Origin of the sequence: Ferrimonas marina (assembly GCF_900129905.1) — a bacterium.
GTDB lineage: Bacteria > Pseudomonadota > Gammaproteobacteria > Enterobacterales > Shewanellaceae > Ferrimonas > Ferrimonas marina.
In genome coordinates this window covers 288294-312814 of the sequence record NZ_FQXG01000001.1, presented here as the reverse complement: position 1 = coordinate 312814, position 24521 = coordinate 288294, and the positions used below count along the sequence as shown (strand labels likewise).

The window sequence follows — 24521 nt, the reverse complement described above, 5'->3', positions numbered from 1 at the left end:
CCAAACTTAGAGCGAAGCGAAAATCGGCACACGTTACGGAATCGCTCTTAAATGCTTTGTTATGTTTTGCTGGCCTCTACCCTGGTGCCAGAGATAGAGCAGATCACCAAACAACTATCTTTCGACTCTGAACTGAACACATGTTCTCCAGTTGAACTCCAAACAGAGTTATTCCCACAAGTTGACCACCCACCTGATTTGGAAATATGGTTACATAGGAGAACAGGGAAGCAGTTTGTCGCAGCGATGTTAGCTAGTATTTCAGCATCCGTTTCAAAGCCAGCTTCTGATATTAGCGCACTAGCAATATAAATATCTGCTCCATGAGCTCGTGCCTTTTTTGAGTGTGCTGGTTCGACAAAATCTGCGCAAATAGCTAAAGCTACTTGATACCCTTTGACCTCAAAATAGTAGTCAACTGCACCACTCGAGCAGTATTGATTTTCGCCTTCATGTAAATGCTGCTTGGCGTAAAAGTTTATTTCACCATCAGGAAAGCAAATCACTGCACTTATCATGGGTTTTTGAGCACCAATAACATTTCTTGTACACCCAGCGATGGCGATAATATCGTTATCAATTGAAGCTTTTGATAACGATTTCACTACACTTGAACTCTCTGTGACTGTCAATTCACCAAGAAGATCCAGCTCATAACCAGTCAATGACAACTCAGGAAAGACAACTACGTCAGCTCCGATAGCCGACGCGTGTTCTATCTTAGTAAGATGATGAGATAAATTTACACTCATATCTCCCCTTACAACTGGGATTTGAGCTAGCGCAACTTTTATACCGATATCCAACTTTTCTCCTAAAAACATAACGCCTTGCTAACGGGCGATAACGCTATACCAGCCAGTTTGAAATCTGTGCTCTAGACTCTGAAGCCGATTTGTATAACAGTGGCCAAGAGTTAGGAGTCCCAGTTAAGCGACTTGTTTGCTATTTGGCGAAGTGTATCCCGTTGTTGTCGCAATTACTTTAAAACCACGTTTTGACACTATCGGTTTACTCATATCTGAGGCATCGATTATTAGGTATTTAACACCTTTCGATTTGGCTTCAGCGATACGCTTATTTAGGAGCATGCTATAATAACCATTGCCTCGAAACTCTTTGATTGTACTTCCACCCCAAATACCTGCAAATGGGCTGTTCCCATTAAATGTTAACCAAGCAGAAGTTACTGGCTGTCCATCTACGTACACAACATAAATGGATACCGAATCTGGAGATTGCTCTTTGAGGCACATTAAGTAGTTGTATTGCCAATTGAAATCGCCACCCCAAACTTGTTCTTGAACCTTTATTGCATCACTAATGCCTTGGCTATCGAAAACTTCTGTAATCTGAGATTCATCGAAAAATTCGTTAGCTGCTTTAGAAAGGTCTAAAACCATAAACGATTCAGTATCTTCTTGATCAAAACCATTAGCGACTAATACACTGCCGATATTATTTGGTTTGTCGGTACTATATGTCTTCCACTCAAAGCATAATTTGCGTTGGCTAAAATATGCAAGCTGCTCTTTAACTATCGATTCAGCAAGGCTTTCATCAAAGTCAAAGAACGAAATATAACTGCCATGACGTTCTTTAGATACAAATTTAGTTAGGTTACTATCTGACTTCATTACGCCATTAAACGAGTGAATAAGCTTGCGTTCAAACTCATTGTACTCGCGCATTACATCCACTGTATTCATTTTATCCGCGTAGAAGGAACTGCTACCAGGTGCCTCATGATGCCTCATTGCAGTCGCCGAAGGGAAGCACTCTCCCGCCACAAGTACCTTATTTCGATCACTCTGTCCCCTTGAACTCCTTTGATTTGCTTAGGGCCTGTTTCGTTGTGCTTACCCTTGGAATATGTCGTAAAGCATGAGTGCGCAGGAGTCAGGGCCTAGGCCACTTTCATTGCGGTGGTGTTCAATCCAGGCATCAACATGATCCTCGTTGACCTCCCCTTGCATGTACGCGGCGTTTTCAAGCATGCCAATCATTCGGCTGTAGCGTACGTCATCGGTTTGAACTTCAGTGCAGTAACGGATGGCGCCCAGTTCTTTTGCTAGTTCGTCCCGCTTCCACTCTCCATTTTTGTGAGCGATCATAAACACGATGCCCAGGGCCATGGCTGCCCCCATCCAGTACCAGGACTCGGGCATTTTGTCGTTCTCGCTGTTGCTCATAATCGGCACTTCCTTGTGGTTTGGTATTGTGTTACCAGCCTACGGGCTCCATCCGCGATCTTCCTTGTTTAGGCCGTCAAATTGTGACGTGGAGACTAGTTTACCTTTTAAGTTGTGATCGAAGATCGTTCAGGTCTTTGTTCATCTATAGCGGTTTAAGGGTCCAGTGTTCAAGGTGAACCAATGCATCAAAGTGGATTAAATCTGTTTACGGACTCGAATGGCCGCTTTTGGCGCCGAAGCAGCCATCCGCGCTTGCGCTCTCTTGGCACCTATAAGCCCAGCATCCTTAGCACCCAGCACCTTCTACTGGCCGCAAAGGAAACCACCGACAGCACATGACCCAGAGGCGCTCCACTTGCTAGCTAAACTACCCTCAGCGCTCTGGCCAGCAAATGATACAATCTCGGCTTCTGAACCATCGAGAACCTTATGTATATCCACCCTGTTAACGGCATCGACTGGCTGGTGATTACCGCCTATGAAGAGCTAAAGACCATGTTCATTGAAGACGCCGGGGTTATACCGACTTACTTTTCGGCTGACAGTGAGCTAAGCCTGATTGATCAGGCTAAGCGCGCTTATGGGCACCTACCAAAATTTACCGGCCGGGTGACGGATACTGGCACTTACCAAAGCCCGGCGATAGAGGAAGACCTGTACCCGCAGCTAGCGTGTCTGGTAGAAGGACGAGGTCGGGTGTTTATCTATCACGGCGGCTATGTGGCTTTTGTGGATGACGAGCAGACTTTTATTACTCGGATGGATTAAGAAGTAACCGAAGCTATATGGCTCGAGGCAGCCATCCGCTCTTGATCTCACCTAGCTCCTAACAGCCCAGCGTTCCCAGAACCCAGTGCCTTCTGTTGACACCTTTCATATGAATTGAGCCAGCTCTAACTCATCACTCAACACACTTCCGAAAGAGCCGAATCCAACCTGTCCCCTGATCAATGGGCACAAAAAAGGCCAGCAATGCCGGCCTTTTCTCTATCAATAGCGATTACCCGATGTGGGTCTTGCCTGCCATGTAGGGCTGCAGCGCTTCCGGGATGGCAACGCGGCCATCGGCTTCCTGGTAGTTCTCCAGGATAGCCACCAGGGTACGGCCCACGGCCAGGCCAGAACCGTTCAGGGTGTGCAGCAGCTCCGGCTTCTTCTCGCCAGCACGGCGGAAACGGGCCTTCATGCGACGGGCCTGGAAATCGCCCACGTTGGAGCAGGAGGAGATCTCACGGTACTTCTCCTGGCTCGGTACCCAGACCTCCAGATCGTAGGTCTTGGTAGCGCCAAAGCCCATGTCGCCGGTGCACAGCACCACCTTACGGTAAGGCAGGTTCAGCAGCTGCAGTACCTTCTCGGCGTGGCCGGTCAGCTCTTCCAAAGCCGCCATGGAGTCTTCCGGCTTCACCAGTTGAACCAGCTCTACCTTGTCGAACTGGTGCTGACGGATCAGGCCGCGGGTATCACGACCGGAGGAGCCAGCCTCGGAGCGGAAGCACGGGGTGTGGGCGGTCATCTTCACCGGCAGGTCGGCTTCGTCCAGGATCTCGTCACGGGCGAAGTTGGTCAGCGGCACCTCAGCGGTGGGGATCAGCGACAGCTTACGGTCGCTGTCTTCGGACAGCGGCTGGGTGTGGAACAGGTCTTCACCAAACTTAGGCAGCTGACCGGTACCGAACAGGCTGTCCGGGTTCACCAGGTAAGGCACGTACATCTCGCTGTAGCCGTGCTCGGTGGTGTGCAGGTCCAGCATGAACTGAGCCAGGGCACGGTGCAGGCGGGCTACCTCGCCACGCATCACTACGAAGCGGGAGCCGGACAGCTTGGCTGCCACGGCGAAATCCACGCCGTTCATGCCTTCGCCCAGGTCAACGTGGTCCTTTACCTCGAAGTCGAACTGACGCGGCTCACCCCAACGGGCCACTTCCACGTTCTCGTCTTCGTCGGCACCGGCCGGCACAGATTCGTGCGGCAGGTTCGGCACGCTGGCGGCAATGTCGTCCAGCTCGGTCAGCAGGCTGGCCAGCTCGACCTTTTTGGCATCAAGCTGTTCACCCAACTGGGACACCTCGGCCAGCAGCGGCGCGATGTCTTCGCCACGGCCCTTGGCCTGGCCGATGGACTTGGAGCGACTGTTACGCTCTGCCTGCAAACGCTCGGTTTCCACCTGAAGCGACTTACGGCGCTCCTCCAGCTCGGTCAGGCGGGTGACATCCAGGATAAAGCCACGGGTGGCCAGACGTTCAGCGGTTTGCGCCAACTCGGCGCGCAGGAATTTGCTGTCTAACATATCGCTCAGTTTTATAGTTTGAGCCCCGTACATCAACGATTTGCGCTGATTGGAGGCTGTTGAGATGGCAGAGCAGTCAGTGTATCAGAGAGGCCGCAGTGAATACATCCGCCTGCATCGACTTACCAAGCCTAGTTTTGTGATACCTCTCACCCTGTTGCTCTTCCTCATCCGGATAGAAACTGCCCCACCCCAACTAATGAGAGCCGCACTGCATCGGGTCCTGGTGGGCTATTTGGGTCTGACCGTCGCCAAAGCCGCACAATGCGATGAGGCAAAAAGGCATTTCTGAAATTCAGTGCAGACGAGAATCAGATCCCTTTAGATGCGCTCCAAGTTGAAATTAAACCAAACCTGGAAGCACGTAATGCCTAAATCTTTGCCAATCCTGCTGGGGCTTTGGTTATCCCTGTCCCTGCTCGCCGGTCTCTACGCACGGTACAACGGGCAATCGGGTATCCGATTTTTCTGCATCAGCATGATGTCGACCCCCATCGTCGGCTGGATGTTAACGATGGCGATTTGCCACACGGAATACAGCAGCGAAGACATTGAAGATGAGCCGGCCTTCCCACTACCCACAACAGGAAACCAGAATGCCAACACCCATCCCAACCCCTGAAGACAACATCAGCAGTGAGCAAGTGCTTGAGGCCGCCGTGGATGTCACCTACGCGCACCTGCATAAGTTTGGCTATCACACCGACAGAGCGCGCTTACGCGCCAAGATCTATCGCCGTGCGCAGGCCAATGCGGCATGGCACAAAATGGCAAGGCAAACGGAGGAGCAAGACAGTGATTCCGGTGAGTAACAGGCCACCGAAAATGCGTGAGCCCTCCCACTATTAGGAAGGGCTCAACGACGGCAGCCGTGCACTCACCGCCCACCTGACTGGGGGTAGTGAGCTGGCTAAAGCCTTGCGCTCACACCCCAGAGAAACCGAGCCCTATGAAAAGTCCCTCAGCAGGCTCAATGGACAGAGGAGAAAAGCATGTACCCAGAGACACTGTGCCACATGACCGGCCTTAATAAGCCGTGCAACAACCATCTGATCCCGGACGGCGCCATGCCGTTTGTTCAGCTAAGTCATCCCCTACACCCGGGGGCTGTCGAGTTTGCCGCTCAAGCCCTGGCTCCGAATCCCCATGGCATGGACCAACCCAGTGAAGACCACACTCTGCTGTTTTGGATAGGTGCCATTACGCTGGTTATCTCGTTGCTGAGTGATGCCATTGGCCTGTTCAGCCTGGGAGTGGGTGCCACATTGGTGGTGGTCGGCCTGTTCATGCGCGAGCGCGCTGCCGAATGGCACGCGGTCGAACAAAGCCGTACTCAGGCATTTACCCGACGGTACGGCCGGTTTCTAGAGGGTACCTGAGTGAAACCCACCGGCAGGCCAACACCAAAGCCAGGGCGGCGCCATAATTGGCCATCACCTTGCCCAAGCGGCACAAAAAAGCCCCAGCGTAGGACTGGGGCTTTGGCTTATCCGTCAGGTTAGAACGGCCGTTGATGTTCTGGGGTGGGCTCACCCAGCTTCAGCGCCCGTTCACACAGCCAGTCGAAGGCGGCGATCAGCGGGGTACCCAGCGCCAAAATAGTGCCCAGCACCACTGCCATGATGCTCCAGTCATCCAGCGGCCCACCGGCGCCGACCACCACCGCCAGTACCGTCATCACACTGACTGCCATCCACAATACCGTAATCTTGAACATGTCACCCTCTCACCGAGTGCCCAGGTCAATCCCCTCGCCCTGCTGCTGCCCGTCGCTGGTCACCCCTAAGGTGACGATTCAACCCTGCCCTGTTGAGGCCTACTATGCCGATGCGGGCAGGCCGAGGCCAGTTAATGGTGAGTTAAGGTACAGTTAACGTTCAGTCTACTGCTGTGACGCCATCCATTGCTGGCCTAGGTAAACCATGAACAGGCAGAGGCCGACATTGAGCAGGACGTTAAGCAGCGCCTTCCAGTGCAGTCCCTCCTGCATCAGCAGCAGGGTCTCGTTGGAGAAGGTGGAGAAGGTGGTCAGTGCGCCAAGGAAGCCCACGCCAATCAGCCCTTTCCACAGCGGTGAGACGGTCACCGCCAGGCTGAGGGTATAGAGCGCGCCCATGGCAAAGCTGCCGGCGCAGTTAACCATCAAGGTGGCGATGGGGAAGCCGGCACCGAACCACTTCAGGGCCAGCAAGGAGGTAGCGTAGCGCAGCATGGCGCCCAGCGCGCCGCCTAGGGCCACCGCCAGGAACTCAATCATAGCGACGCTTCCCGCTTTGCTGGTTCATCCGCTGCAGCTGTTCAAGCTTGTCGGAGATCTTCTTCTCCAGGCCCCGCTCGGTGGGATGGTAGAGCCGGGTGTCCTTGAGCGCCTCCGGCAGGTAGCACTCGCCAGCGGCAAAGGCACCTGGCTCGTCGTGGGCGTAGCGGTACTCGGCGCCGTGGCCCATCTCCTTGAGCAAGGCGGTAGGGGCATTGCGCAGGTGCACCGGCACCTCCTGATCCGGGGTGGTCCGGGCTAACGCCCGTGCGGCCTTGAAGGCCACATAGACCGCATTGCTCTTTGGTGCACAGGCGAGGTAAACCAGTGCCTGGGCGATGGCCCGCTCCCCTTCTGCGGGGCCAACCCGGTGGAAGCAGTCCCAGGCATTGAGCGCCACCTCCATCGCCCGAGGATCGGCGTTGCCCACATCCTCCGAGGCGATGGCTAAGGCACGACGAGCCACATAGAGAGGGTCGCCACCGCCTTCCAGGATACGGGCATACCAGTAAAGTGCCGCGTCGGGGTCGCTGCCGCGTACCGACTTATGCACTGCAGAAATGAGGTCGTAAAATTTGTCGCCTTTGTTGTCGAACTGGGCCACCGGTACCCCGGCCACCTCGGTCAGGTGGGCCAGGGTCAAGGTGCCCTCGCCTACCAGCTCCGCCATTAGCTCGAGCAGGTTTAATGCGCGGCGGGCATCGCCGTCCACCTGACGTGCCAGCGCCTCGGCCACCTCGTTGGGCAGGGTCAGATCACGCTCTCCCAGTCCCCGCTCCTTATCGTTGAGGGCCTGGAACAGGATCTGCTGGATCGCCTCGTCATCAAGCTTCTTGATCAGGTGAACCCGGGCGCGGGAGAGCAGCGCGTTGTTGACCTCGAACGAGGGATTCTCGGTGGTAGCGCCGATAAAGATGACGGTGCCATCCTCGATGTGGGGCAGAAAGGCGTCCTGCTGCGACTTGTTGAAGCGGTGCACCTCGTCGACAAACAGCAGGGTCTGTCGTCCGTGGCTTTGCGCCACCTGCTTGGCCTTCTCGATGGCAGCGCGGATCTCCTTCACCCCGGAGGTGACCGCACTGATGCGTTCAACGTGGGCGTTACAGTGGCTGGCCACCAGCTCCGCCAGGGTGGTCTTGCCGGTGCCCGGCGGGCCCCACAGCAGCATGGAGTGGGCACGGCCTGCCTCCAGTGCCTGGCGCAGCGGCTTGCCCTCCCCCAGCAGATGATCCTGGCCGATGTACTCCGCCACGGTGCGCGGCCGCATCCGGGCCGCCAAGGGGCGAAAGTCCGGGGCAAAGTCCAGGGTCAGGCTGCTCATCGCTGATCGTCGATAAAGACGCCGTCGGCGGGTTCAAACACAAAGCGCTCCGCGGCCACGGGCTGGTCGCTGAACGCCTTCAAAGACATCACCGTCTTGGTGCCCTGGGCATCGGTCAGGGTCAGGGATTCAATGGCCTCACCGGAGAAGCAGATCCCCATGGTGATCTCCGGCTGCTCCTTCTGCACCAGCTGGTAGCAACCATCGACCTTGCTGACCTGCCATTGGGCCCACAGCGCGCTGTCCTGACTGGAGATCAGCGCCAGCGGGGTTTGGGCCAGTGCCTGCTCTACCGGGGTGACGGTGACCTGCTCAACGAAGGGATCAAAGTACCAGACCGCCTCGCCGTCGGAGACCAGGGTCAGCGGCTCCGGCTCGCTTTGCTCCCAGGCAAAACGCAGCGGCGCCTGCAGGGCGATCAGGCCCTGACTTTCCTGTACCAGCTGGCCATCAAAATCGAAGGCCTGCTGTTCGAACTCGGCGCTGAACTGGCTTAAGGCGGCCAGGCGCTGTTGTAGCGCATCCGCCTCATTGGCGGTCAGCGGCATGGCAGCCAGCCCCATCAGGGCAGCTGCGTAAAAGGGTTTGTTCATCAATCTTGTCCTGGTACCAATACTTCTCGGTTGCCATTGTGGCCCGGCGGGCTCACCAGCCCGCTGTGCTCCATCTGTTCGACCAGACGGGCAGCGCGGTTGTAGCCAATCTTCAGTTTGCGCTGCACGCTGGAGATGGAAGCGCGACGTGACTCCAACACAAAGGCCACCGCTTCATCATAGAGGGCGTCCTTCTCAGTGTCGCTATCGGCCGCCTCGCCAGGCAGCAGCACAACCTCACCGGCGCTCTCACCGGAGAGGATCTCATCCACGTACTGGGGTTTAGCTCGGGCGCTCCAATCCGCCACCACCTTGTGCACCTCGTGATCGTCCACGAAGGCACCATGGACACGGATAGGCACACCGGTACCCGGCGGCAGGTAGAGCATGTCGCCCTGCCCCAACAGTTGCTCGGCGCCCTGCTGATCCAGGATGGTGCGGGAGTCGACGCGGCTGGAAACCTGGAACGCCATCCGGGTAGGAATGTTGGCCTTAATCAGGCCGGTGATCACATCCACTGACGGACGCTGGGTGGCCAGGATCAGGTGGATCCCTGCGGCCCGCGCCTTCTGGGCTATACGGGCGATCAGCTCCTCGACCTTCTTACCGACGATCATCATCATGTCGGCAAATTCGTCCACCACTACCACGATGGAGGGCAGCTTCTCCAGTACCGGCGCTTCGGTTTCCATCGACTGCTCCGGCTGCCAGAAGGGATCGGTGATGGGCTCGCCCCGCTCGATCGCCTCGGTCACCTTGGCGTTGTAGCCCTTGAGGTTACGTACCCCCAGGGCAGACATCAGCTTGTAGCGGCGCTCCATCTCACCCACACACCAGCGCAGGGCGTTGGAGGCCTCCTTCATATCGGTAACCACCTCACACAGCAGGTGCGGGATCCCCTCGTAGACCGACAGCTCCAACATCTTGGGGTCGATCATGATCAGGCGCACATCTTCCGGCGTGGACTTGTACAGCAGGCTGAGGATCATCACGTTGACCCCCACAGACTTACCGGAGCCGGTGGTACCGGCCACCAACAGGTGTGGCATCTTGGCCAGGTCCACCACCACCGCCTGACCGGAGATATCCTGGCCCAGCACCATGGTCAGCTGAGAGGCGGAGGATTCAAAGTTAGGCGAGCCCAACACGTCACGCAGGTAAACGATCTCCCGGTGTTTGTTGGGCAGTTCCAGGCCGATTACCGACTTCCCGGGGATCACCTCCACCACCCGCACCGACACGGCGGACAGTGCCCGGGCCAGGTCCTTGGCCAGGTTGGTGATCTTGGAGACCTTAACCCCCGGAGCCAGGTCCAGCTCAAAGCGGGTGATCACCGGGCCCGGGTGAACATCCACCACGGTGGCCTGGATGTTGAAGTCCAGCAGCTTGGCCTCCACCAAGCGGGCGATGCCATCGAGCTCCTCACGGGAGATGGGGTTTTGCGATTTGTTGGGGCGATCGAGCAGCTCCAGGGTCGGCATCGGCGCGGTGGGCACGGCCACCGGCAGATCCTCTGGCAGCCCTTTTTGACGACGCTCCTTCTTCAGCGCAGTCTCCAGGTAGGGCTCCAGCTCGTTGGCGTCTTCCGGCTCATCGGATTGCCATGGCGGGGTTACCGAGGCCTCCGGCAGCGGTTCCGGCTCGGAAGGCAGGTCCGCCACCAGCTCAGGCTCGATACGGCTGGCAGTGAGATCCACCGAGGGCTCCGGCAGGGATGCGGCCTCCAGCGCCGGCTGCGGCCCCTTGAACCGCTCTGCCACCGCCATAAAGCCCTGGGTGTCTTCGCTGGCCTGGGGGCGCTCGCGCTTGGGCAGTGCCCAAAGCCATTGACCGATGGCGACGATGCCAGCCCCCAGCCACTCTGCCAGGGAGATCCAGCTGATGCCGGTCATCAGGGTAAAACCAGCGGCGATAAAGCAAAGCAGGATCAGGGTGGTGCCGATGAAGTTGAAGATCGGCAGCATCGCCGAGGCCATCACGTCACCGATAACGCCACCGGCGGAGAAGTAGTGGATGTCATCGGCGTTCATCGACGCCAGGGTCGACAGGCTGAGGAAGGTGATCAGAAAGCCGATCAGGCGCAGTCCGATGGAGAAGTAATCCAGCTCGTCCAGGTGGTAGGCCTGGTGAAAGGCCAGCCAGCCCACCAGGGCCACCACGATAGGGATCAGGTAGGCGGTGACGCCGAAGACAAACAGCAGCACGTCGGCCAGCCAGGCGCCCACCATGCCCATGGCGTTGCGAACCTCGCCGTCGAACGCCACCTGGCTCCAGCCGGGATCCGCAGGATGGTAAGTAGCAATGGCAAAGAGGGTGAAGAGTGCGGTCAAGGTGGTCAGGATCAAGCCGCCCTCGAGCAGCCGTTGCCAACCTGACAGCGGGTCAAGTTTGGTCTTGGACAAGCGAACCCCAAATAGCTGAGCAAATTACAATTGTTATATGCGGCTACCTTAGCAAAGTCCTCAAGTCCTTGCATCGCTCGCAGCCCGCTGGCGGCGTTTAGGCAACAAAAAAGGCGCCACTTGGGCACCTTTTGTTCTCGCAGGTCGGGTTTTAGGCCACGACAGGCGAGGCGATCTGCACACGGCTGGTCTGTTTGACTTCTTCCATCACCACGTAGGTGCGGGTGTCTTTTACAGAGGGCAGCTTCAGCAGGGTTTCGGACAGCAGACGACGGTAGGCCGTCATGTCGCTCACCCGGGTCTTGAGCAGGTAATCGAAATCACCGGAAACCAGATGACACTCTTGGACGTCTTCCAGCTCCATCACCGCGCGGTTGAACTCATCGAACACGTCCGGTGAGTCGCGGTTGAGAGAGATCTCAACGTAAACCAGCAGCGAGGCACCCAGGTAATGGGGGTTCACCTGAGCGGTGTAGCCGAGAATAAAGCCTTGACGCTCCAAACGCTTAACACGTTCTAAACAAGGAGTGGGGCTCAGACCAACCCGCTTAGAGAGCTCAACGTTGGAAATACGGCCGTCACGCTGCAGTTCATTCAGGATGTTCCGGTCGATCCGATCAAGTTCTTTAAGCGGCTTTTTCTTGTTATATGCCATGTTTACTTCCTTTATTCCCGTCTTTAGCGGGATTTTCTTCCATTTGCACCCAAATAAAGTGAGGGAAATGCTCCCAGTCGCAGAATATACTAATTTTGTGGCTGATGCCAAGCAAAACTTCGTGCGTGTGTTTACACCTACGCAATCGGGATACAACACAGAGTAAAGGCAGGGATAACAATGATTATAGGGGTACCTAAAGAGATTAAGAACCATGAGTACCGGGTGGGCATGGTGCCCGCCAGTGTACGGGAGCTGACCCAGCGCGGTCACCAAGTTTTGGTTCAAACTCAAGCAGGTATTGGAATTGGCTGCAGCGATCAAGACTACATTGATGCCGGTGCATCCATCCTCGATAGTGCCGAAGCTGTGTTCGAACAGTCGCAGATGATTGTAAAGGTGAAAGAGCCCCAGGCAGTGGAGCGTGCTATGTTGCGCCCCGGCCAGATCTTGTTCACTTATCTGCATTTGGCCCCGGACCCGGAGCAAACCGAAGATTTGGTTAAAAGTGGTGCCATCTGCATCGCCTACGAGACCGTCACCGACCACCGTGGCGGCCTGCCGCTGCTGGCGCCCATGTCTGAAGTGGCCGGTCGCATGTCGATCCAGGCCGGTGCCCAGGCACTGGAAAAATCCAACCAGGGCCGCGGCATGCTACTCGGTGGGGTTCCTGGCGTAGAGCCGGCCAAGGTCGTGGTTATTGGCGGTGGCATGGTCGGTCGTAACGCCGCCCTGATGGCCGTTGGCATGGGTGCCGATGTCACCATCCTGGATCGCAGCGTTAACGTACTGCGCGATCTGAACAACCAGTTCGAGAACCGCGCCAAGGTGATCTACTCCACCGCAGAGGCGCTGGAGCGTCACGTGCTGGAGGCGGATCTGGTGATCGGCGGGGTGCTGATCCCCGGTGCTGCCGCGCCCAAGCTGGTGACCCGCGAGCACATCGCCAAGATGAAGCCCGGTGCTGCCATCGTGGATGTGGCCATCGACCAGGGTGGTTGTGTAGAAACCTCCAAGCCCACCACCCACCAGGACCCGGTCTATCTGGTAGACGACGTGGTGCATTACTGCGTGGCCAACATGCCCGGCGCAGTGCCGCGTACCTCCACCTTTGCCCTCAACAACGCCACCCTGCCCTACATCATTGCTTTGGCAGACAAAGGCTACGCTCAGGCATTGCTGGATGACGCCCACCTGATGAAGGGTCTGAACGTCATAGACGGCAAGATCACCTGCGAAGAGGTTGCTGAAGCGCTCAACTACCCCTTCCACGATCCCTACGGCTTGGTGAAAGCCTGATAGAGGCAATCGGAATTACCGTCAACGGGGGCATGCAGCCCCCGTTTCTTTTGCCCGCCTATTTCCTTACAATCGCCGCTACGCGATAGCACAACTCGGAGTTACTGATGAGCGAAGTGAAACACTGCCAACTGTTGATCCTGGGGTCTGGGCCGGCCGGCTACACCGCCGCTGTTTATGCAGCCCGCGCCAACCTCAATCCGGTCCTGGTGACCGGGATGCAACAGGGCGGTCAGCTCACCACCACCACGGAAGTGGAAAACTGGCCTGGCGATGCCCAGGATCTGACCGGCCCGAACCTGATGGAGCGTATGCACGCCCACGCAGAGCGGTTTGAGACCGAGATCCTGTTTGATCACATCAACGAGGTCGACCTCAACGAGCGTCCGTTCCGCCTCAAGGGTGACAGCGGTGAGTACACCTGTGACGCCCTGATCATCGCCACCGGCGCCAGCGCAAAGTACATCGGCCTGCCCTCGGAAGAGGCGTTCAAGGGCAAGGGCGTGTCCGCCTGTGCCACCTGTGACGGCTTCTTCTACCGCAACAAGCCTGTGGCTGTGGTTGGCGGCGGTAACACCGCCGTGGAAGAGGCGCTGTACCTCTCCAACATCGCCTCCGAGGTTCACCTGGTGCACCGTCGCGACAGCTTCCGCGCCGAGAAGATCCTGGTGAAGCGCCTGATGGACAAGGTCGAGAACGGCAACATCGTGCTGCACACTGACCGCACCCTGGACGAAGTGCTGGGCGATCCCATGGGCGTTACCGGTGCCCGTCTGAAGGACACCAAGAGCGATGCCACTGAGGAGCTCAAGGTAGACGGCGTATTTATCGCCATCGGCCACAGCCCAAACACCGACATCTTCAAGGAACAGCTGGAGATGAAGGACGGCTACCTGAAGGTGCAAAGCGGCACCGAAGGCAACGCCACCCAGACCTCGGTACCCGGCGTCTTCGCCGCCGGTGATGTGATGGACCACATCTACCGCCAGGCCATCACCTCCGCAGGCACCGGCTGTATGGCCGCCCTGGATGCGGAACGCTACCTGGATGCGCTGGGCCAGTCCTAATCGCACACTGCTAGCTCTCGGGGCCATCTGGCCCCGTTTTTACATCTGTGAGTCCAATGACAGAAAAACAAAGCCTTAACTGGCTGCGAAAGGCCGCCCACGTGGGTCGCCACTGGGCCATCGCCGCGGTGTTGGCCGGCTATGGCAACGCCCTGCTGCTGATCCTGCAGGCCTGGATCCTGGCCAGCCTGTTGCACGGCCAGATCATCGATCAAGAACCCCTCTCCGATTTCTACCCCCACCTGACGGCCCTGGCGCTGCTGTTCCCCCTTCGCGGTGCCCTACTCTGGCTCAAGGAGCGCTGTGGCTTCCGCGCCGGTGCCGCGGTACGTCAGCACCTACGCCAGGGGATCCTCAGCCGTCTGGCCGACCGGGGTCCGGCCCACCTGCAACAGCAGGCCAGCGGCGCCTGGACCAGCCTGCTGATGGAGCAGATCGAGCAGGTACAGGAGTACTACAGCAAGTACCTTGTACAAACCCGGCTGGTAATGCTCATTCCGCTGACCATCCTGCTGGTGGTGCTGCCAATCAACTGGGCCGCCGCCGTGGTGTTTGTGGTTACCGCACCACTGACCGTGCTGTTTATGGTGGTGGTGGGGATGGGCGCCGCCGATGCCAACAAGCGCAACTTCCTCGCCCTGGCCCGTCTGTCCGGCCACTTCCTTGACCGTCTCAAGGGGCTGGCCACCATCCGCCTGTTTGATCGGATGGAGAGCGAAGCCCAGCGGATGGACCACGCCACCGATCAGTTCCGTCGCCGCACCATGGAGGTGCTGCGCATGGCCTTCCTCTCCTCCGCGGTGCTGGAGTTCTTCGCCTCGGTCTCCATCGCGGTGATCGCGGTCTACTTCGGCTTCAGCTACCTCGGTGAGCTCAACTTTGGTCACTACGGCTACGGCGTCTCACTGTTCTCCGGCTTGCTGGTGCTGATGCTGGCTCCGGACTTCTTCCAGCCGTTTCGGGATCTTGGCACCTACTACCACGCCAAGGCGGAAGCTGTGGGTGCAGCCGAGGGCCTGTGCAAGGTGATGGAGCAGAAACGTCCGGAAGCCGAAGCGCCCTTAAGCTCAGAGCCCTGGAAGCAGCTGACCCTGGAGGTTGAGCAGGCCCAGGCGCTCTCCGCCGAGGGGGTGCCGCTGTGCGCCCCGGTCAGCTTTACCCTGGCCCCAGGTGAGCATCTGGTCCTGGCCGGTGCCACCGGCAGCGGTAAGACCTCACTGATGCAGGCGCTGATGGGCCTGCTGCCCTACTCCGGCTCCATCCGCGTCAATGGCCAGGAGCTCAGCGCCCTGCCCCGCGGCCACTGGCTGGCCCACCTGACCTGGCTGGGACAAAACCCGATGCTGGTGGAGGGGACGGTGCGGGACAACCTGCAACTGGCCAAGCCCGACGCAGACGATGCCCAACTGAACCAGGCGCTGCAACAGGCCTACGCCAGTGAGTTCGTCGACCGCCTGCCGGGCACCCTGGAGTATCGCATCCAGGACGGCGCTGGTGGTCTGTCGGTCGGTCAGGCCCAACGCCTGGCTCTGGCCCGTGCCCTGCTTAAGCCTGCGCCACTGCTGCTGTTGGACGAGCCCACCGCCAGCCTGGACAGCCAGAGCGAGCAATGGGTCCAGCAGTCGCTGGTCCAGTTTGCCCAGGGCCGTAGCTGCATCACCATCACCCACCGCCAGCAGCAACAACAGCAAGGCGACAAGGTGATCACCCTGCTGCCGATGGAGGACCGCGACCATGCGTGATCTGTTGCCCTTCCTCAAGCTGTACCGTCAGCACTGGGGCCGCCTCAGCGCTGGCACCCTGCTGGCGCTGCTGACCCTGATCGCCAGCATCGGCCTGCTCTCCCTCTCCGGCTGGTTTATCGCCGCCAGTGCGGTGGCCGGCCTGGTGATCGCCCGCAGTGCCGATTTCAACTACATGATGCCCGCCGGCGGCGTCCGTGCCTTCTCCCTGACCCGTACCGTGTCCCGCTGGGCCGAACGGGTGGTTAGTCACGACGCCACCTTCCGCCTGCTGGCCACCCTGCGTAGCTGGTTCTTCCGCCGCTTAGGGCCTCTCACCCCGACCCAGCTGCAAGGACTGCGTCAGGGCGATCTGCTCAACCGCATGGTCTCTGACGTCGATGCGCTGGATCACCTCTACCTGCGCTTAGTCACGCCCATGGTGGCCGGTGCACTGGCGATCCTGATGGTCTCCGCCCTGTTCTACTTCATCGATCCGACCTTAGGGCTGGTGCTGGCCGCGGTGCTGCTGACGCTGCTGCTGTTGCTGCCACCGCTGTTCTATCGCCTGGGTCAGCAGCCCGGTGAGCAACTGGGCCGGGCCCAGGGCGCGCTGCGATTGTCGCTGCTGGAGTACATCGAGGGACAAACCGAGCTGCTGGTGTTTGATGCCGAGGCGCAAAAGCGCGAGGAGATCCGTCAGCGCGAACAGCAACTGGTGAAGCAGCAGGGCCGCATGGCCTCGCTGACCGGCTTCTCCCAAGGCCTGATGGTCACCCTCAACGGCTGGCTGCTGCTGGGGATGCTGGTGCTGGCCAGCCAGCTGATCAGCCTCGACAGCGGCCCGCTGCTGGCGCTGGTGGCCTTTGCCACCCTGGCCAGCTTTGAGGCCCTGTCGCCGGTGACCAACGCCTTCCAGCACCTGAGCCACTGCCTGGGCGCAGCACGTCGCCTCAACCCGATCCTTCAGGCCAAGCCGGAGCAAGCCGACGGCGAGGCTGCAGTACCGGCACTGTCCACCCTGGATATCGAGGATGTGCACTACCGCTACCCCGGTGCACTGGACTCAGTGCTTAACGGCACCAGCTTGCAGATCCAGGCCGGTGAAAAGGTGGCCCTGCTAGGTAAGACCGGCTGCGGCAAATCCACCCTGCTGCAGCTGATCTGCGGTGAGGCCCAGCCACAACAAGGCAGCCTGAGCTGGAACGGCGCCGCCTTGCCTACCCTCCTGGCCTCGGAGCTGCGTCAGCGCTTCTGCCTGGTAAGCCAGCGGGTTCACGTCTTTAACGACTCTCTGGCCAACAACCTGCGCCTGGCGGCGCCAGAGGCAGACGATGGCCAGCTGGTGTGGGCGCTGCAACAGGTCAAACTGGACGCCCTGCTCAAGGGCGATGGCCTGAACCAGTGGCTGGGGGAAGGCGGCCGACAGCTGTCCGGCGGGGAACGACGCCGCTTGGGCATTGCCCGTGCCTTGCTGCACCCGGCCGATCTGGTGTTGCTGGATGAGCCCACCGAAGGGTTGGACGACGCCACCGAACAGGAGGTGATCGCCGCCCTGATGGCGCAAACCGGCCGTGCCATGCTCTACGTCACCCACAAGCGGGCGGCACTGGCGCAGATGGACCGGGTCTACCAGATGGAAGCGGGACGCCTCAGTCCGGCATAACCCACAAAAAAAGCGGCTTTAAAGCCGCTTTTTTGTGTCGGATTGCCGACGGCAACCAAAGGGGCAGGTTGCCCCCTTGGAACCCCCGCTGCCTCCCATCGGTGCTGACCCCTAGCACCGGCGTCACCGACTTGCGGCACAGACCAGAGTCGACATCCATGTCTCCGCTGGTCATTCGGGCCATCCTGGCCCTCTGCCTGGTCGGTGTCGCCTACGCTAGGGCACCTCTAAGTCGGCTCAAGAACGGGTGGTTCACAATATTTGGTCGGGTTAAACCAGCTCAAATATTACGATGTCGAGTCGGGCTACTGCTCCTTCTACTAGCGGTCAGTACGCCTTGTCGACCCGAACCTGATCGCCTTGCAGGTAAACCACCCGAACCTTGTCGCCGGCGGAGAACAGCATGCCAGGATCCCGGTCCTGCACCACCATCACCCGGTCGCCGGGCTCGGTCAGGATCATCATCTCGATCAACCGGTACTGTCGGGTCTGGTAAGCCGGCGAACGTCGGTCCGCCACCCCGGCACCGGCCAAGGCCCCCAAGACAGTGGCCACATCCTGGCCCGAGCCGCCACCGAACTGGTGGCCTATCACCCCACCGAGCAGGGCACCGCCAAATACCTTCCAGCCGCGGTTACGATCTTCCACCAGCTCTTCACGCTGGATCTCCCGCACTGACTCCACATCCCCGTACACCACCTGCTGTACCGGGACGGCGCTGTTGCGGTTGTAGTTCGCCTGCAGCGGGGCCACCAGCACCAGGGCCATCAGCAGTGTCGACAAAGCTTTCATCACCGTGCCATCCTCTATCACTAGAACATCAATTGTTGGCTTCGTCTTTTAGGGTACCATGCTCAACGCCGTACAGTATCTCGACTACCGTGATGCCCCCTTCCCGCCCCCGCAGCAGGCTCTGCAGGAACCCAACGGGTTGCTGGCCATCGGCGGTGATCTCTCCCCCAAACGCCTGGTTCGGGCCTACCGCAATGGCATCTTCCCCTGGTTTAACGACGGCGACCCCATTCTGTGGTGGAGCCCGGATCCCCGGGCCGTGTTCTATCCTGATCAGTATCAGGTCTCGAAAAGCACCCGCCGGAGCATTCGCAGAAACGGCTGGCATTTCAGTGTGAACCAGGCCTTCGAGCAGGTCATCAGCGCCTGTGCCGCGCCCCGGGGCGGCGAACAGGGCACCTGGATATGCGCACCGATGCGCCAGGCCTATCTGCACCTGCACCAGTTGGGCTTTGCCCATTCCATCGAGGTGTGGCAGGAGCAGGAGCTGATCGGCGGCCTGTATGGATTGGGGATAGGCGCGGTATTCTGTGGTGAGTCGATGTTTCACCGCCGGACCGACGCCTCTAAGGCGGCCTTCTTCGCCCTCAGTAGCGAGCTTCGTCGCCTTGGGGTGGCGATGATCGACGCCCAGATTGAGAACGACCACCTGCGCAGCCTGGGAGCCCAGGTACTGGGCAGAGACGCGTTCCTGTCGCAACTGCAGCGGCACCGGGACAGCGAGGTGGCCTGGGCGCAATGGCGGACGGAACAGGGAGAGTGGGATGTCTGAGATCCAAAACCTGAAACTGGGGCTAAGCCAGAGTTTTCCCTGCAGCTACCTGCCGGATCAAAAGGAGCAGCTGCTGCTCAATTGCGAGCCCATCGATGTGCAGCAGTACGAACAGCTGCTGGCGCTGGGCTTTCGCCGTTCCGGCAACCAGGTGTACCGGCCCCATTGCCAGCAGTGCCGGGCCTGCATCCCGGTGCGTCTGCCGGTGCAGCAGTTCAAACCCAGCAGCTCGCAGAAGCGGGTATTGAGCAAGAACCGCGACCTTCAGTGGCGGGTCAGCCTGCGTCCCCTGCCTCGTCATCGCACCCTGTACCAGGACTACATCCGCCAGCGCCATGCCGACGGTGCCATGTATCCGCCCTCCGACGCCCAGTTTGACCGCTTCCTGCTCAGCCCCTGGCTGGAGGTGGTGTTTCTGGAGGCCTGGTTGGATCAGGAGCTGGTGCTGGTGGCGGTGACGGACCTGCTTGGCGAGAGCCTGTCTGCCACCTACACCTTCTTTCAGCCGTCGTTGTCGTCCCGCTCCCTTGGCACCCGCGCTATACTGGCACAGGTGGCACTGGCCCAGGCCCTGAACCGACAGCACCTCTATCTGGGTTACCAGATAGATCAATGCCAAAAGATGGCTTACAAGCGTCAATTTCAACCCGCTGAACGATTTACCGGCCTAAGCTGGCAGCCGGTCACCCTCTGATCGCTTTACAGCGTACCGCTTTTGCGGCATGATACGCGCGATTTTTTTATTACATAACGGGATGATTTCCTCGATGGCAAAAGAAGACAGTATCGAGATGCAGGGCACAGTCCTGGAGACTCTGCCCAACACCATGTTCCGCGTGGAGCTGGAAAACGGACATGTGGTTACCGCCCACATCTCCGGCAAGATGCGTAAGCACTATATCCGCATCCTCACCGGTGACCAGGTAACCGTGGCGCTGACCCCTTACGATCTGACCAAGGGTCGCATCGTATTCCGCGCGCGTTAATCCGAACGTCCCACAAAAAACCCCGCTGATGCGGGGTTTTTTGTGTTTGGGCCGGTGCTAAAGCCGGCCCCTGCTTTGGGCAAGGGCCTAGCGGTCAGTCTGACACCACCTCCGCCTTGTCGCTGCGGTACTCAAACACCAGCTCTCCGTTGCGGATATCCACCTCGGCGGTACCGCCCTTCTGCAGTTCACCGAACAGGATCTCGTTAGCCAGCGGCTTCTTGATCTGCTCCTGCACCACACGGGCCATGGGGCGGGCCCCCATATTGCGGTCGTAGCCCTTCTCCGCCAACCAGACCCGCGCCTCGGCGCTGACCTCCAGGTGCACACCACGGCCATCCAGCTGCGCCTGCAGCTCCACCAGGAACTTGTCCACCACCTTGGCAATCACCTGCATATCCAGATGGTTGAACCAGACGATGCCGTCCAGCCGGTTGCGGAACTCCGGGGTGAAGGTGCGGTTGATCTCGCTCATCGCATCCAGGCTGTGATCCTGCTGCTTGAAGCCGATGGACTTACGCACCGTCTCCTGCACACCGGCGTTGGTGGTCATCACCAGGATGACGTTGCGGAAATCCGCCTTACGGCCGTTGTTGTCGGTCAGGGTGCCGTGGTCCATCACCTGCAGCAGCAGGTTGTAGACGTCCGGGTGGGCCTTCTCGATCTCATCCAGCAACACCACGCAGTGCGGCTGCTTGATCACCGCATCGGTGAGCAGGCCGCCCTGGTCAAAGCCAACGTAGCCCGGAGGCGCGCCCACCAATCGGGAAACGCTGTGGCGCTCCATGTACTCGGACATGTCGAAGCGCACCAGCTCTACGCCCATGGCGCGGGCCAGCTGCTGGGTCACCTCGGTCTTACCCACCCCGGTGGGGCCGGCAAACAGGAAGCTGCCCACCGGCTTGCCTTCCGAGCCCAGACCACTGCGGGCCAGGCGAATGGAGGCCGCCAGCGCATCGATGGCCGGGTCCTGACCGAACACCACCATCTTCAGGTTGCGGTCGAGGTTCTCCAGGATCTCCTTGTCGGTGGCGGATACCGACTTGGTGGGGATCCGGGCGATCTTGGCCACGATCTCTTCGATGTCGCTGACCGACACCGTCTTCTTACGCTTGGACATCGGCAACATCGCCATCCGGGCGCCAGCCTCATCGATCACATCGATCGCCTTGTCCGGCAGCTGACGCTCGTTAATGTGCTTGGCAGAGAGCGAGGAGGCGGCGCTGATGGCCGACTGGGTGTAGCGTACCTGGTGGTGCTCCTCGTAGCGGCTCTTCAGACCCATCAGGATCTGGGTGGTTTCCGCCACGGTGGGTTCCACCACGTCGATCTTCTGGAAGCGACGGGCCAGGGCCCGGTCTTTCTCGAAGATCCCTTGGTACTCCTGGTAGGTGGTGGAGCCGACGCAACGCAGCTTGCCACTGGAGAGCAGCGGCTTGAGCAGGTTGGAGGCGTCCATCATCCCGCCTGAGGCGGCGCCGGCACCGATGATGGTATGGATCTCATCGATGAACAGGATGGCGTGAGGGTCCTTCTGAAGCTGCTTGAGCACGTTCTTAAAGCGCTTCTCGAAGTCACCGCGGTATTTGGTGCCCGCCAGCAAGGCGCCCATGTCGAGGCTGTAGATGGTGCAGTCCGCCATCACCTCAGGCACATCTTCCTGGGTGATGCGGTAGGCCAGGCCCTCGGCGATGGCCGTCTTGCCCACCCCGGCCTCACCCACCAGCAGCGGGTTGTTCTTGCGCCGACGGCACAACACCTGGATGGTGCGCTCCACCTCGTCCTGGCGACCAATCAGTGGGTCAATCTGGCCGGAGCTGGCCAGCTTGTTGAGGTTGGAGGCGAAGTTTTCCAGACGCTCACCGCCCTCCTCCTCTTTCTCGGCCCCCAGGTTCGGGCTGTCGTGGCTGTCGCTGTCCGATCCCATGTCCGGCTCCTGCTGATCCCGTTTCACCACGCCATGGGCGATGAAGTTCACCACATCCAGTCGGGTAACGTCGGATTTGCGCAGCAGGTAGACCGCCTGGGACTCCTGCTCTGAGAAGATCGCCACCAGCACGTTAGCACCGGACACCTCGTTGCGACCGCTGCTTTGTACGTGGAAGACAGCACGTTGCAGTACGCGCTGGAAGCCCAGGGTGGGCTGAGTCTCACGCTCGCTGTCATCCTCAGGGATCAGCGGCGTGGTCTGTTCAATAAAGACCTCCACCTCATTGCGCAGGGACTCCAGCCGCGCGCCACAAGCCAGTAGCGCCTCCTTGGCCGACGGATTGTCCAGTAGCGCCAACAGCAGATGCTCAACGGTCATGAACTCGTGACGGTTTCTCCGCGCTTGTTGAAACGCGTGGTTGAGCGTTACCTCAAGGTCTTTATTCAGCATATTCGCTACCTATCCCCCTCAGTGATGGATCACGCCTGCTCTGTGGAACAGAGCAAAGGGTGCTGATTTTCACGGGCATATCGATTGACCTGTGCCGCCTTGGTCTCGGCAATGTCCAACGTGAACACCCCGCACACCCCTTTACCTTTATAATGGACGGTTAACATCACTTCCGTCGCTTTTTCTTCATTCATATTGAAAAATCGCGTCAGGACCTCGACCACAAACTCCATCGGGGTGTAGTCGTCGTTGTTCAGGATCACCTTGTAGAGCCTGGGAGGCTCCAGCTTCTGTTCCTGTTTCTCCTTTTCGGCGACGTGGTCCGTTTCAAATTGCTTGCTCATCGGAAAAGCTTAGCCACTCTGAATGTGTTATGGGTGGAACACGGATGCAATAAAAACTTGACTACCATGTTATCCTTTTGTTAATTGGTAATGTACAGCGTTCACCGCTGCCACATTCCAACGCCTCAGTTGTTGTTATATGGGCAGTGGAAGGTGAATACAAGATTCGTGGGAAGGACACAGCAGAAGGAAGTCGAGGTATGGCTCAAGGAACGGTGAAGTGGTTCAATAATGCAAAGGGATTCGGCTTCATTTGCCCCGAGGGGGGCGGCGAAGACGTCTTTGCGCACTATTCAACCATTGAAATGGAAGGTTATCGCACTCTTAAAGCTGGACAGGAAGTGCAGTTTGAGATGGAAAAAGGCCCGAAGGGCATGCACGCGTCAAACATCCAGCCGACTAACAAATAGTTGCCGACCAAAACCAAAAAAGCCGCCCTCGGGCGGCTTTTTCATTTGGCGCTTCACTTACATGTTGTCGATCACCGCCTGACCGAAGTCAGAACAGCTGAGCAGGGTCGCCCCGTCCATCAGGCGCTCGAAGTCGTAGGTGACGGTCTTGGCGGCGATCGCCCCTTCCATCCCCTTAACCACCAGGTCTGCCGCTTCTAGCCAACCTAAGTGGCGCAGCATCATCTCACCGGAGAGGATCAGCGAGCCGGGGTTAACCTTGTCCTGGCCGGCGTACTTAGGCGCGGTGCCGTGGGTGGCCTCAAACAGCGCCACACCGTCGCCGATGTTGGCCCCCGGGGCGATGCCGATACCGCCCACCTGGGCCGCCAGGGCATCGGAGATGTAATCGCCGTTGAGGTTCATGGTGGCAATCACATCGTACTCTGCCGGGCGCAACAGGATCTGCTGCAGGAAGGCATCGGCAATCACATCCTTGATCACGATAGGCTTGCCGGTGTTGGGGTTGGTCAGCTGGCACCAAGGGCCACCGTCCAATGGCTCGGCACCAAACTCGCGCTGGGCCAGCTCGTAGCCGAAGTCTTTGAATGCCCCCTCGGTGAACTTCATGATGTTGCCCTTGTGCACCAGGGTCACAGAGTCACGATCGTTGTCGATGGCGTACTGAATGGCAGCACGGACCAGACGTTCGGTACCGGCACGGGAGATTGGCTTAATGCCGATGCCACACTCCTGCTCGAAGCGGATCTTGGTCACCCCCATCTGCTCGGTCAGAAAGCGGATCACCTTGTCGGCGTTGGCGGTACCTGCCTGCCACTCTACCCCGGCATAGATGTCTTCGCTGTTCTCGCGGAAGATCACCATGTCGGTCAGCTCCGGCTGCTTCAGCGGGCTGGGGGTGCCCTGGTAGTAGCGCACCGGACGCAGACAGATATAGAGATCGAGCTGCTGACGCAGCGCTACGTTAAGGGATCGGATCCCACCGCCCACCGGTGTGGTCAGCGGCCCCTTGATCGCCACCTTGTACTCCTGCACGGCAGAGAGGGTCTCCTCCGGCAGCCAGGTGTCAGCGCCGTAGGTGGCAGTGGCCTTCTCACCGCAGTAGATCTCCATCCAGTGGATCTGACGCTCACCACCGTAGGCCTTGGCCACGGCCGCATCCAGCACGGCCTTCATCGGTGGGGTGACATCCACCCCGATGCCGTCGCCCTCGATGTAGGGGATGATGGGGTTGTTGGGTACAGACAGTGCGCCACTGTCGTTTAGGGCAATCACTTGGCCGCCCGCAGGGGCGTGGATCTTGGATTCCATCTGGCTCTCCTTGTCAGTCGATGCATTGATCACGGGGGTGAATGCTTTCTTAGGGTAACG

26 protein-coding genes are annotated in these 24521 nt (G+C 59.0%); 12 read left to right on the top strand and 14 right to left on the bottom strand.

What is annotated here, in order from left to right; translation table 11 throughout:
* Positions 1-59 precede the first annotated feature (59 nt).
* The 3 genes from BUC04_RS01450 to BUC04_RS01440 all read right to left on the bottom strand — a co-directional run bounded on the left by BUC04_RS01450 (position 60) and on the right by BUC04_RS01440 (position 2192).
* Positions 60-824: a carbon-nitrogen hydrolase family protein gene (locus tag BUC04_RS01450; protein ID WP_073325509.1), complete on the bottom strand. Its 765-nt coding sequence runs from the start codon at positions 822-824 to the stop codon at positions 60-62.
* Between the two features lie 105 nt (positions 825-929).
* Complete coding sequence (locus tag BUC04_RS01445; protein WP_200804646.1) at positions 930-1691, bottom strand: GNAT family N-acetyltransferase; 762 nt, start codon at positions 1689-1691, stop codon at positions 930-932.
* A gap of 168 nt (positions 1692-1859) precedes the next feature.
* Entirely contained in the window at positions 1860-2192 is a 333-nt protein-coding gene (locus tag BUC04_RS01440; RefSeq protein ID WP_067654415.1) for a hypothetical protein, read from the bottom strand.
* 432 nt (positions 2193-2624) lie between these two features.
* On the opposite strand from BUC04_RS01440, the gene BUC04_RS01435 reads away from it, so the two are divergent.
* Complete coding sequence (locus tag BUC04_RS01435; protein WP_067654413.1) at positions 2625-2963, top strand: cytosolic protein; 339 nt, start codon at positions 2625-2627, stop codon at positions 2961-2963.
* A gap of 232 nt (positions 2964-3195) precedes the next feature.
* On the opposite strand, the gene serS is transcribed toward BUC04_RS01435, so the two are convergent.
* Positions 3196-4485 (bottom strand): serine--tRNA ligase, encoded by a 1290-nt coding sequence (serS, locus tag BUC04_RS01430; protein WP_067654411.1) that lies wholly within the window; start codon positions 4483-4485, stop codon positions 3196-3198.
* 367 nt (positions 4486-4852) lie between these two features.
* Here serS and BUC04_RS01420 point away from each other — a divergent pair, with 367 nt between their 5' ends.
* The 3 genes from BUC04_RS01420 to BUC04_RS01410 all read left to right on the top strand — a co-directional run bounded on the left by BUC04_RS01420 (position 4853) and on the right by BUC04_RS01410 (position 5864).
* Positions 4853-5107, top strand: coding sequence for a hypothetical protein (locus tag BUC04_RS01420; RefSeq protein WP_067654407.1), 255 nt, complete (start codon positions 4853-4855; stop codon positions 5105-5107).
* Positions 5082-5297, top strand: a complete 216-nt coding sequence (locus BUC04_RS01415; protein WP_067654405.1) for a hypothetical protein — start codon at positions 5082-5084, stop codon at positions 5295-5297. Before BUC04_RS01420 ends, BUC04_RS01415 begins: the two co-directional genes overlap by 26 nt.
* Positions 5298-5477: 180 nt before the next feature.
* Positions 5478-5864, top strand: a complete 387-nt coding sequence (locus BUC04_RS01410) for a hypothetical protein (protein WP_067654403.1) — start codon at positions 5478-5480, stop codon at positions 5862-5864.
* Between the two features lie 119 nt (positions 5865-5983).
* On the opposite strand, the gene BUC04_RS01405 is transcribed toward BUC04_RS01410, so the two are convergent.
* From BUC04_RS01405 to lrp, 6 genes are all read right to left on the bottom strand, one after another.
* Positions 5984-6202: a hypothetical protein gene (locus BUC04_RS01405; protein ID WP_067654401.1), complete on the bottom strand. Its 219-nt coding sequence runs from the start codon at positions 6200-6202 to the stop codon at positions 5984-5986.
* 165 nt (positions 6203-6367) lie between these two features.
* Entirely contained in the window at positions 6368-6742 is a 375-nt protein-coding gene (gene crcB, locus BUC04_RS01400) for a fluoride efflux transporter CrcB (RefSeq protein ID WP_067654399.1), read from the bottom strand.
* On the bottom strand, positions 6735-8063 hold the full coding sequence (locus BUC04_RS01395; protein WP_067654397.1) for a replication-associated recombination protein A: 1329 nt from the start codon (positions 8061-8063) through the stop codon (positions 6735-6737). Before BUC04_RS01395 ends, crcB begins: the two co-directional genes overlap by 8 nt.
* Entirely contained in the window at positions 8060-8656 is a 597-nt protein-coding gene (gene lolA, locus BUC04_RS01390) for an outer membrane lipoprotein periplasmic chaperone LolA (protein ID WP_067654395.1), read from the bottom strand. The genes BUC04_RS01395 and lolA overlap by 4 nt, the downstream gene beginning before the upstream one ends.
* Positions 8656-11058 (bottom strand): DNA translocase FtsK, encoded by a 2403-nt coding sequence (locus tag BUC04_RS01385; RefSeq protein ID WP_067654393.1) that lies wholly within the window; start codon positions 11056-11058, stop codon positions 8656-8658. The genes lolA and BUC04_RS01385 overlap by 1 nt, the downstream gene beginning before the upstream one ends.
* 151 nt (positions 11059-11209) lie before the next feature.
* Positions 11210-11713, bottom strand: a complete 504-nt coding sequence (lrp, locus tag BUC04_RS01380) for a leucine-responsive transcriptional regulator Lrp (RefSeq protein ID WP_067654391.1) — start codon at positions 11711-11713, stop codon at positions 11210-11212.
* Between the two features lie 180 nt (positions 11714-11893).
* Between lrp and ald the strand changes: the two genes are divergently transcribed.
* The 4 genes from ald (at position 11894) to cydC (ending at position 17466) form a co-directional block, all read left to right on the top strand.
* Positions 11894-13012: an alanine dehydrogenase gene (ald, locus tag BUC04_RS01375; RefSeq protein WP_067654389.1), complete on the top strand. Its 1119-nt coding sequence runs from the start codon at positions 11894-11896 to the stop codon at positions 13010-13012.
* A gap of 107 nt (positions 13013-13119) precedes the next feature.
* Positions 13120-14079 (top strand): thioredoxin-disulfide reductase, encoded by a 960-nt coding sequence (gene trxB, locus BUC04_RS01370; protein WP_067654387.1) that lies wholly within the window; start codon positions 13120-13122, stop codon positions 14077-14079.
* A gap of 56 nt (positions 14080-14135) precedes the next feature.
* Positions 14136-15821: a heme ABC transporter permease/ATP-binding protein CydD gene (gene cydD / locus BUC04_RS01365; RefSeq protein ID WP_067654385.1), complete on the top strand. Its 1686-nt coding sequence runs from the start codon at positions 14136-14138 to the stop codon at positions 15819-15821.
* Positions 15814-17466 carry a heme ABC transporter ATP-binding protein/permease CydC gene (gene cydC / locus BUC04_RS01360; RefSeq protein WP_067654383.1) on the top strand — a complete coding sequence of 551 codons (1653 nt, stop codon included), beginning with the start codon at positions 15814-15816 and terminating at the stop codon, positions 17464-17466. Before cydD ends, cydC begins: the two co-directional genes overlap by 8 nt.
* Before the next feature lie 327 nt (positions 17467-17793).
* Here the strand turns inward: cydC and BUC04_RS01350 are convergent, their stop codons facing one another.
* Positions 17794-18258: an outer membrane lipoprotein gene (locus tag BUC04_RS01350; RefSeq protein WP_067654379.1), complete on the bottom strand. Its 465-nt coding sequence runs from the start codon at positions 18256-18258 to the stop codon at positions 17794-17796.
* 58 nt (positions 18259-18316) lie between these two features.
* Between BUC04_RS01350 and aat the strand changes: the two genes are divergently transcribed.
* The 3 genes from aat (at position 18317) to infA (ending at position 20016) form a co-directional block, all read left to right on the top strand.
* Positions 18317-19030: a leucyl/phenylalanyl-tRNA--protein transferase gene (aat, locus tag BUC04_RS01345; RefSeq protein ID WP_067654377.1), complete on the top strand. Its 714-nt coding sequence runs from the start codon at positions 18317-18319 to the stop codon at positions 19028-19030.
* The gene (locus BUC04_RS01340) at positions 19023-19724 is read left to right on the top strand and encodes an arginyltransferase (RefSeq protein WP_073325506.1); all 702 of its coding nucleotides are present in this window, start codon (positions 19023-19025) and stop codon (positions 19722-19724) included. The genes aat and BUC04_RS01340 overlap by 8 nt, the downstream gene beginning before the upstream one ends.
* Positions 19725-19797: 73 nt before the next feature.
* Complete coding sequence (gene infA, locus BUC04_RS01335) at positions 19798-20016, top strand: translation initiation factor IF-1 (RefSeq protein WP_028115266.1); 219 nt, start codon at positions 19798-19800, stop codon at positions 20014-20016.
* A gap of 94 nt (positions 20017-20110) precedes the next feature.
* Here infA and clpA read toward each other — a convergent pair whose 3' ends face one another.
* Together clpA and clpS are read right to left on the bottom strand one after the other, a co-directional pair.
* Complete coding sequence (gene clpA / locus BUC04_RS01330) at positions 20111-22396, bottom strand: ATP-dependent Clp protease ATP-binding subunit ClpA (protein WP_067654375.1); 2286 nt, start codon at positions 22394-22396, stop codon at positions 20111-20113.
* Between the two features lie 29 nt (positions 22397-22425).
* Positions 22426-22740: an ATP-dependent Clp protease adapter ClpS gene (clpS, locus tag BUC04_RS01325; protein WP_067654373.1), complete on the bottom strand. Its 315-nt coding sequence runs from the start codon at positions 22738-22740 to the stop codon at positions 22426-22428.
* 200 nt (positions 22741-22940) lie between these two features.
* On the opposite strand from clpS, the gene cspD reads away from it, so the two are divergent.
* A complete protein-coding gene (gene cspD, locus BUC04_RS01320) occupies positions 22941-23150 on the top strand; it encodes a cold shock domain-containing protein CspD (protein WP_067654371.1) in 210 nt (69 codons plus the stop codon).
* Between the two features lie 57 nt (positions 23151-23207).
* Here cspD and icd read toward each other — a convergent pair whose 3' ends face one another.
* Positions 23208-24461 carry an NADP-dependent isocitrate dehydrogenase gene (icd, locus tag BUC04_RS01315; RefSeq protein ID WP_067654369.1) on the bottom strand — a complete coding sequence of 418 codons (1254 nt, stop codon included), beginning with the start codon at positions 24459-24461 and terminating at the stop codon, positions 23208-23210.
* Between the last annotated feature and the right edge of the window lie 60 nt (positions 24462-24521).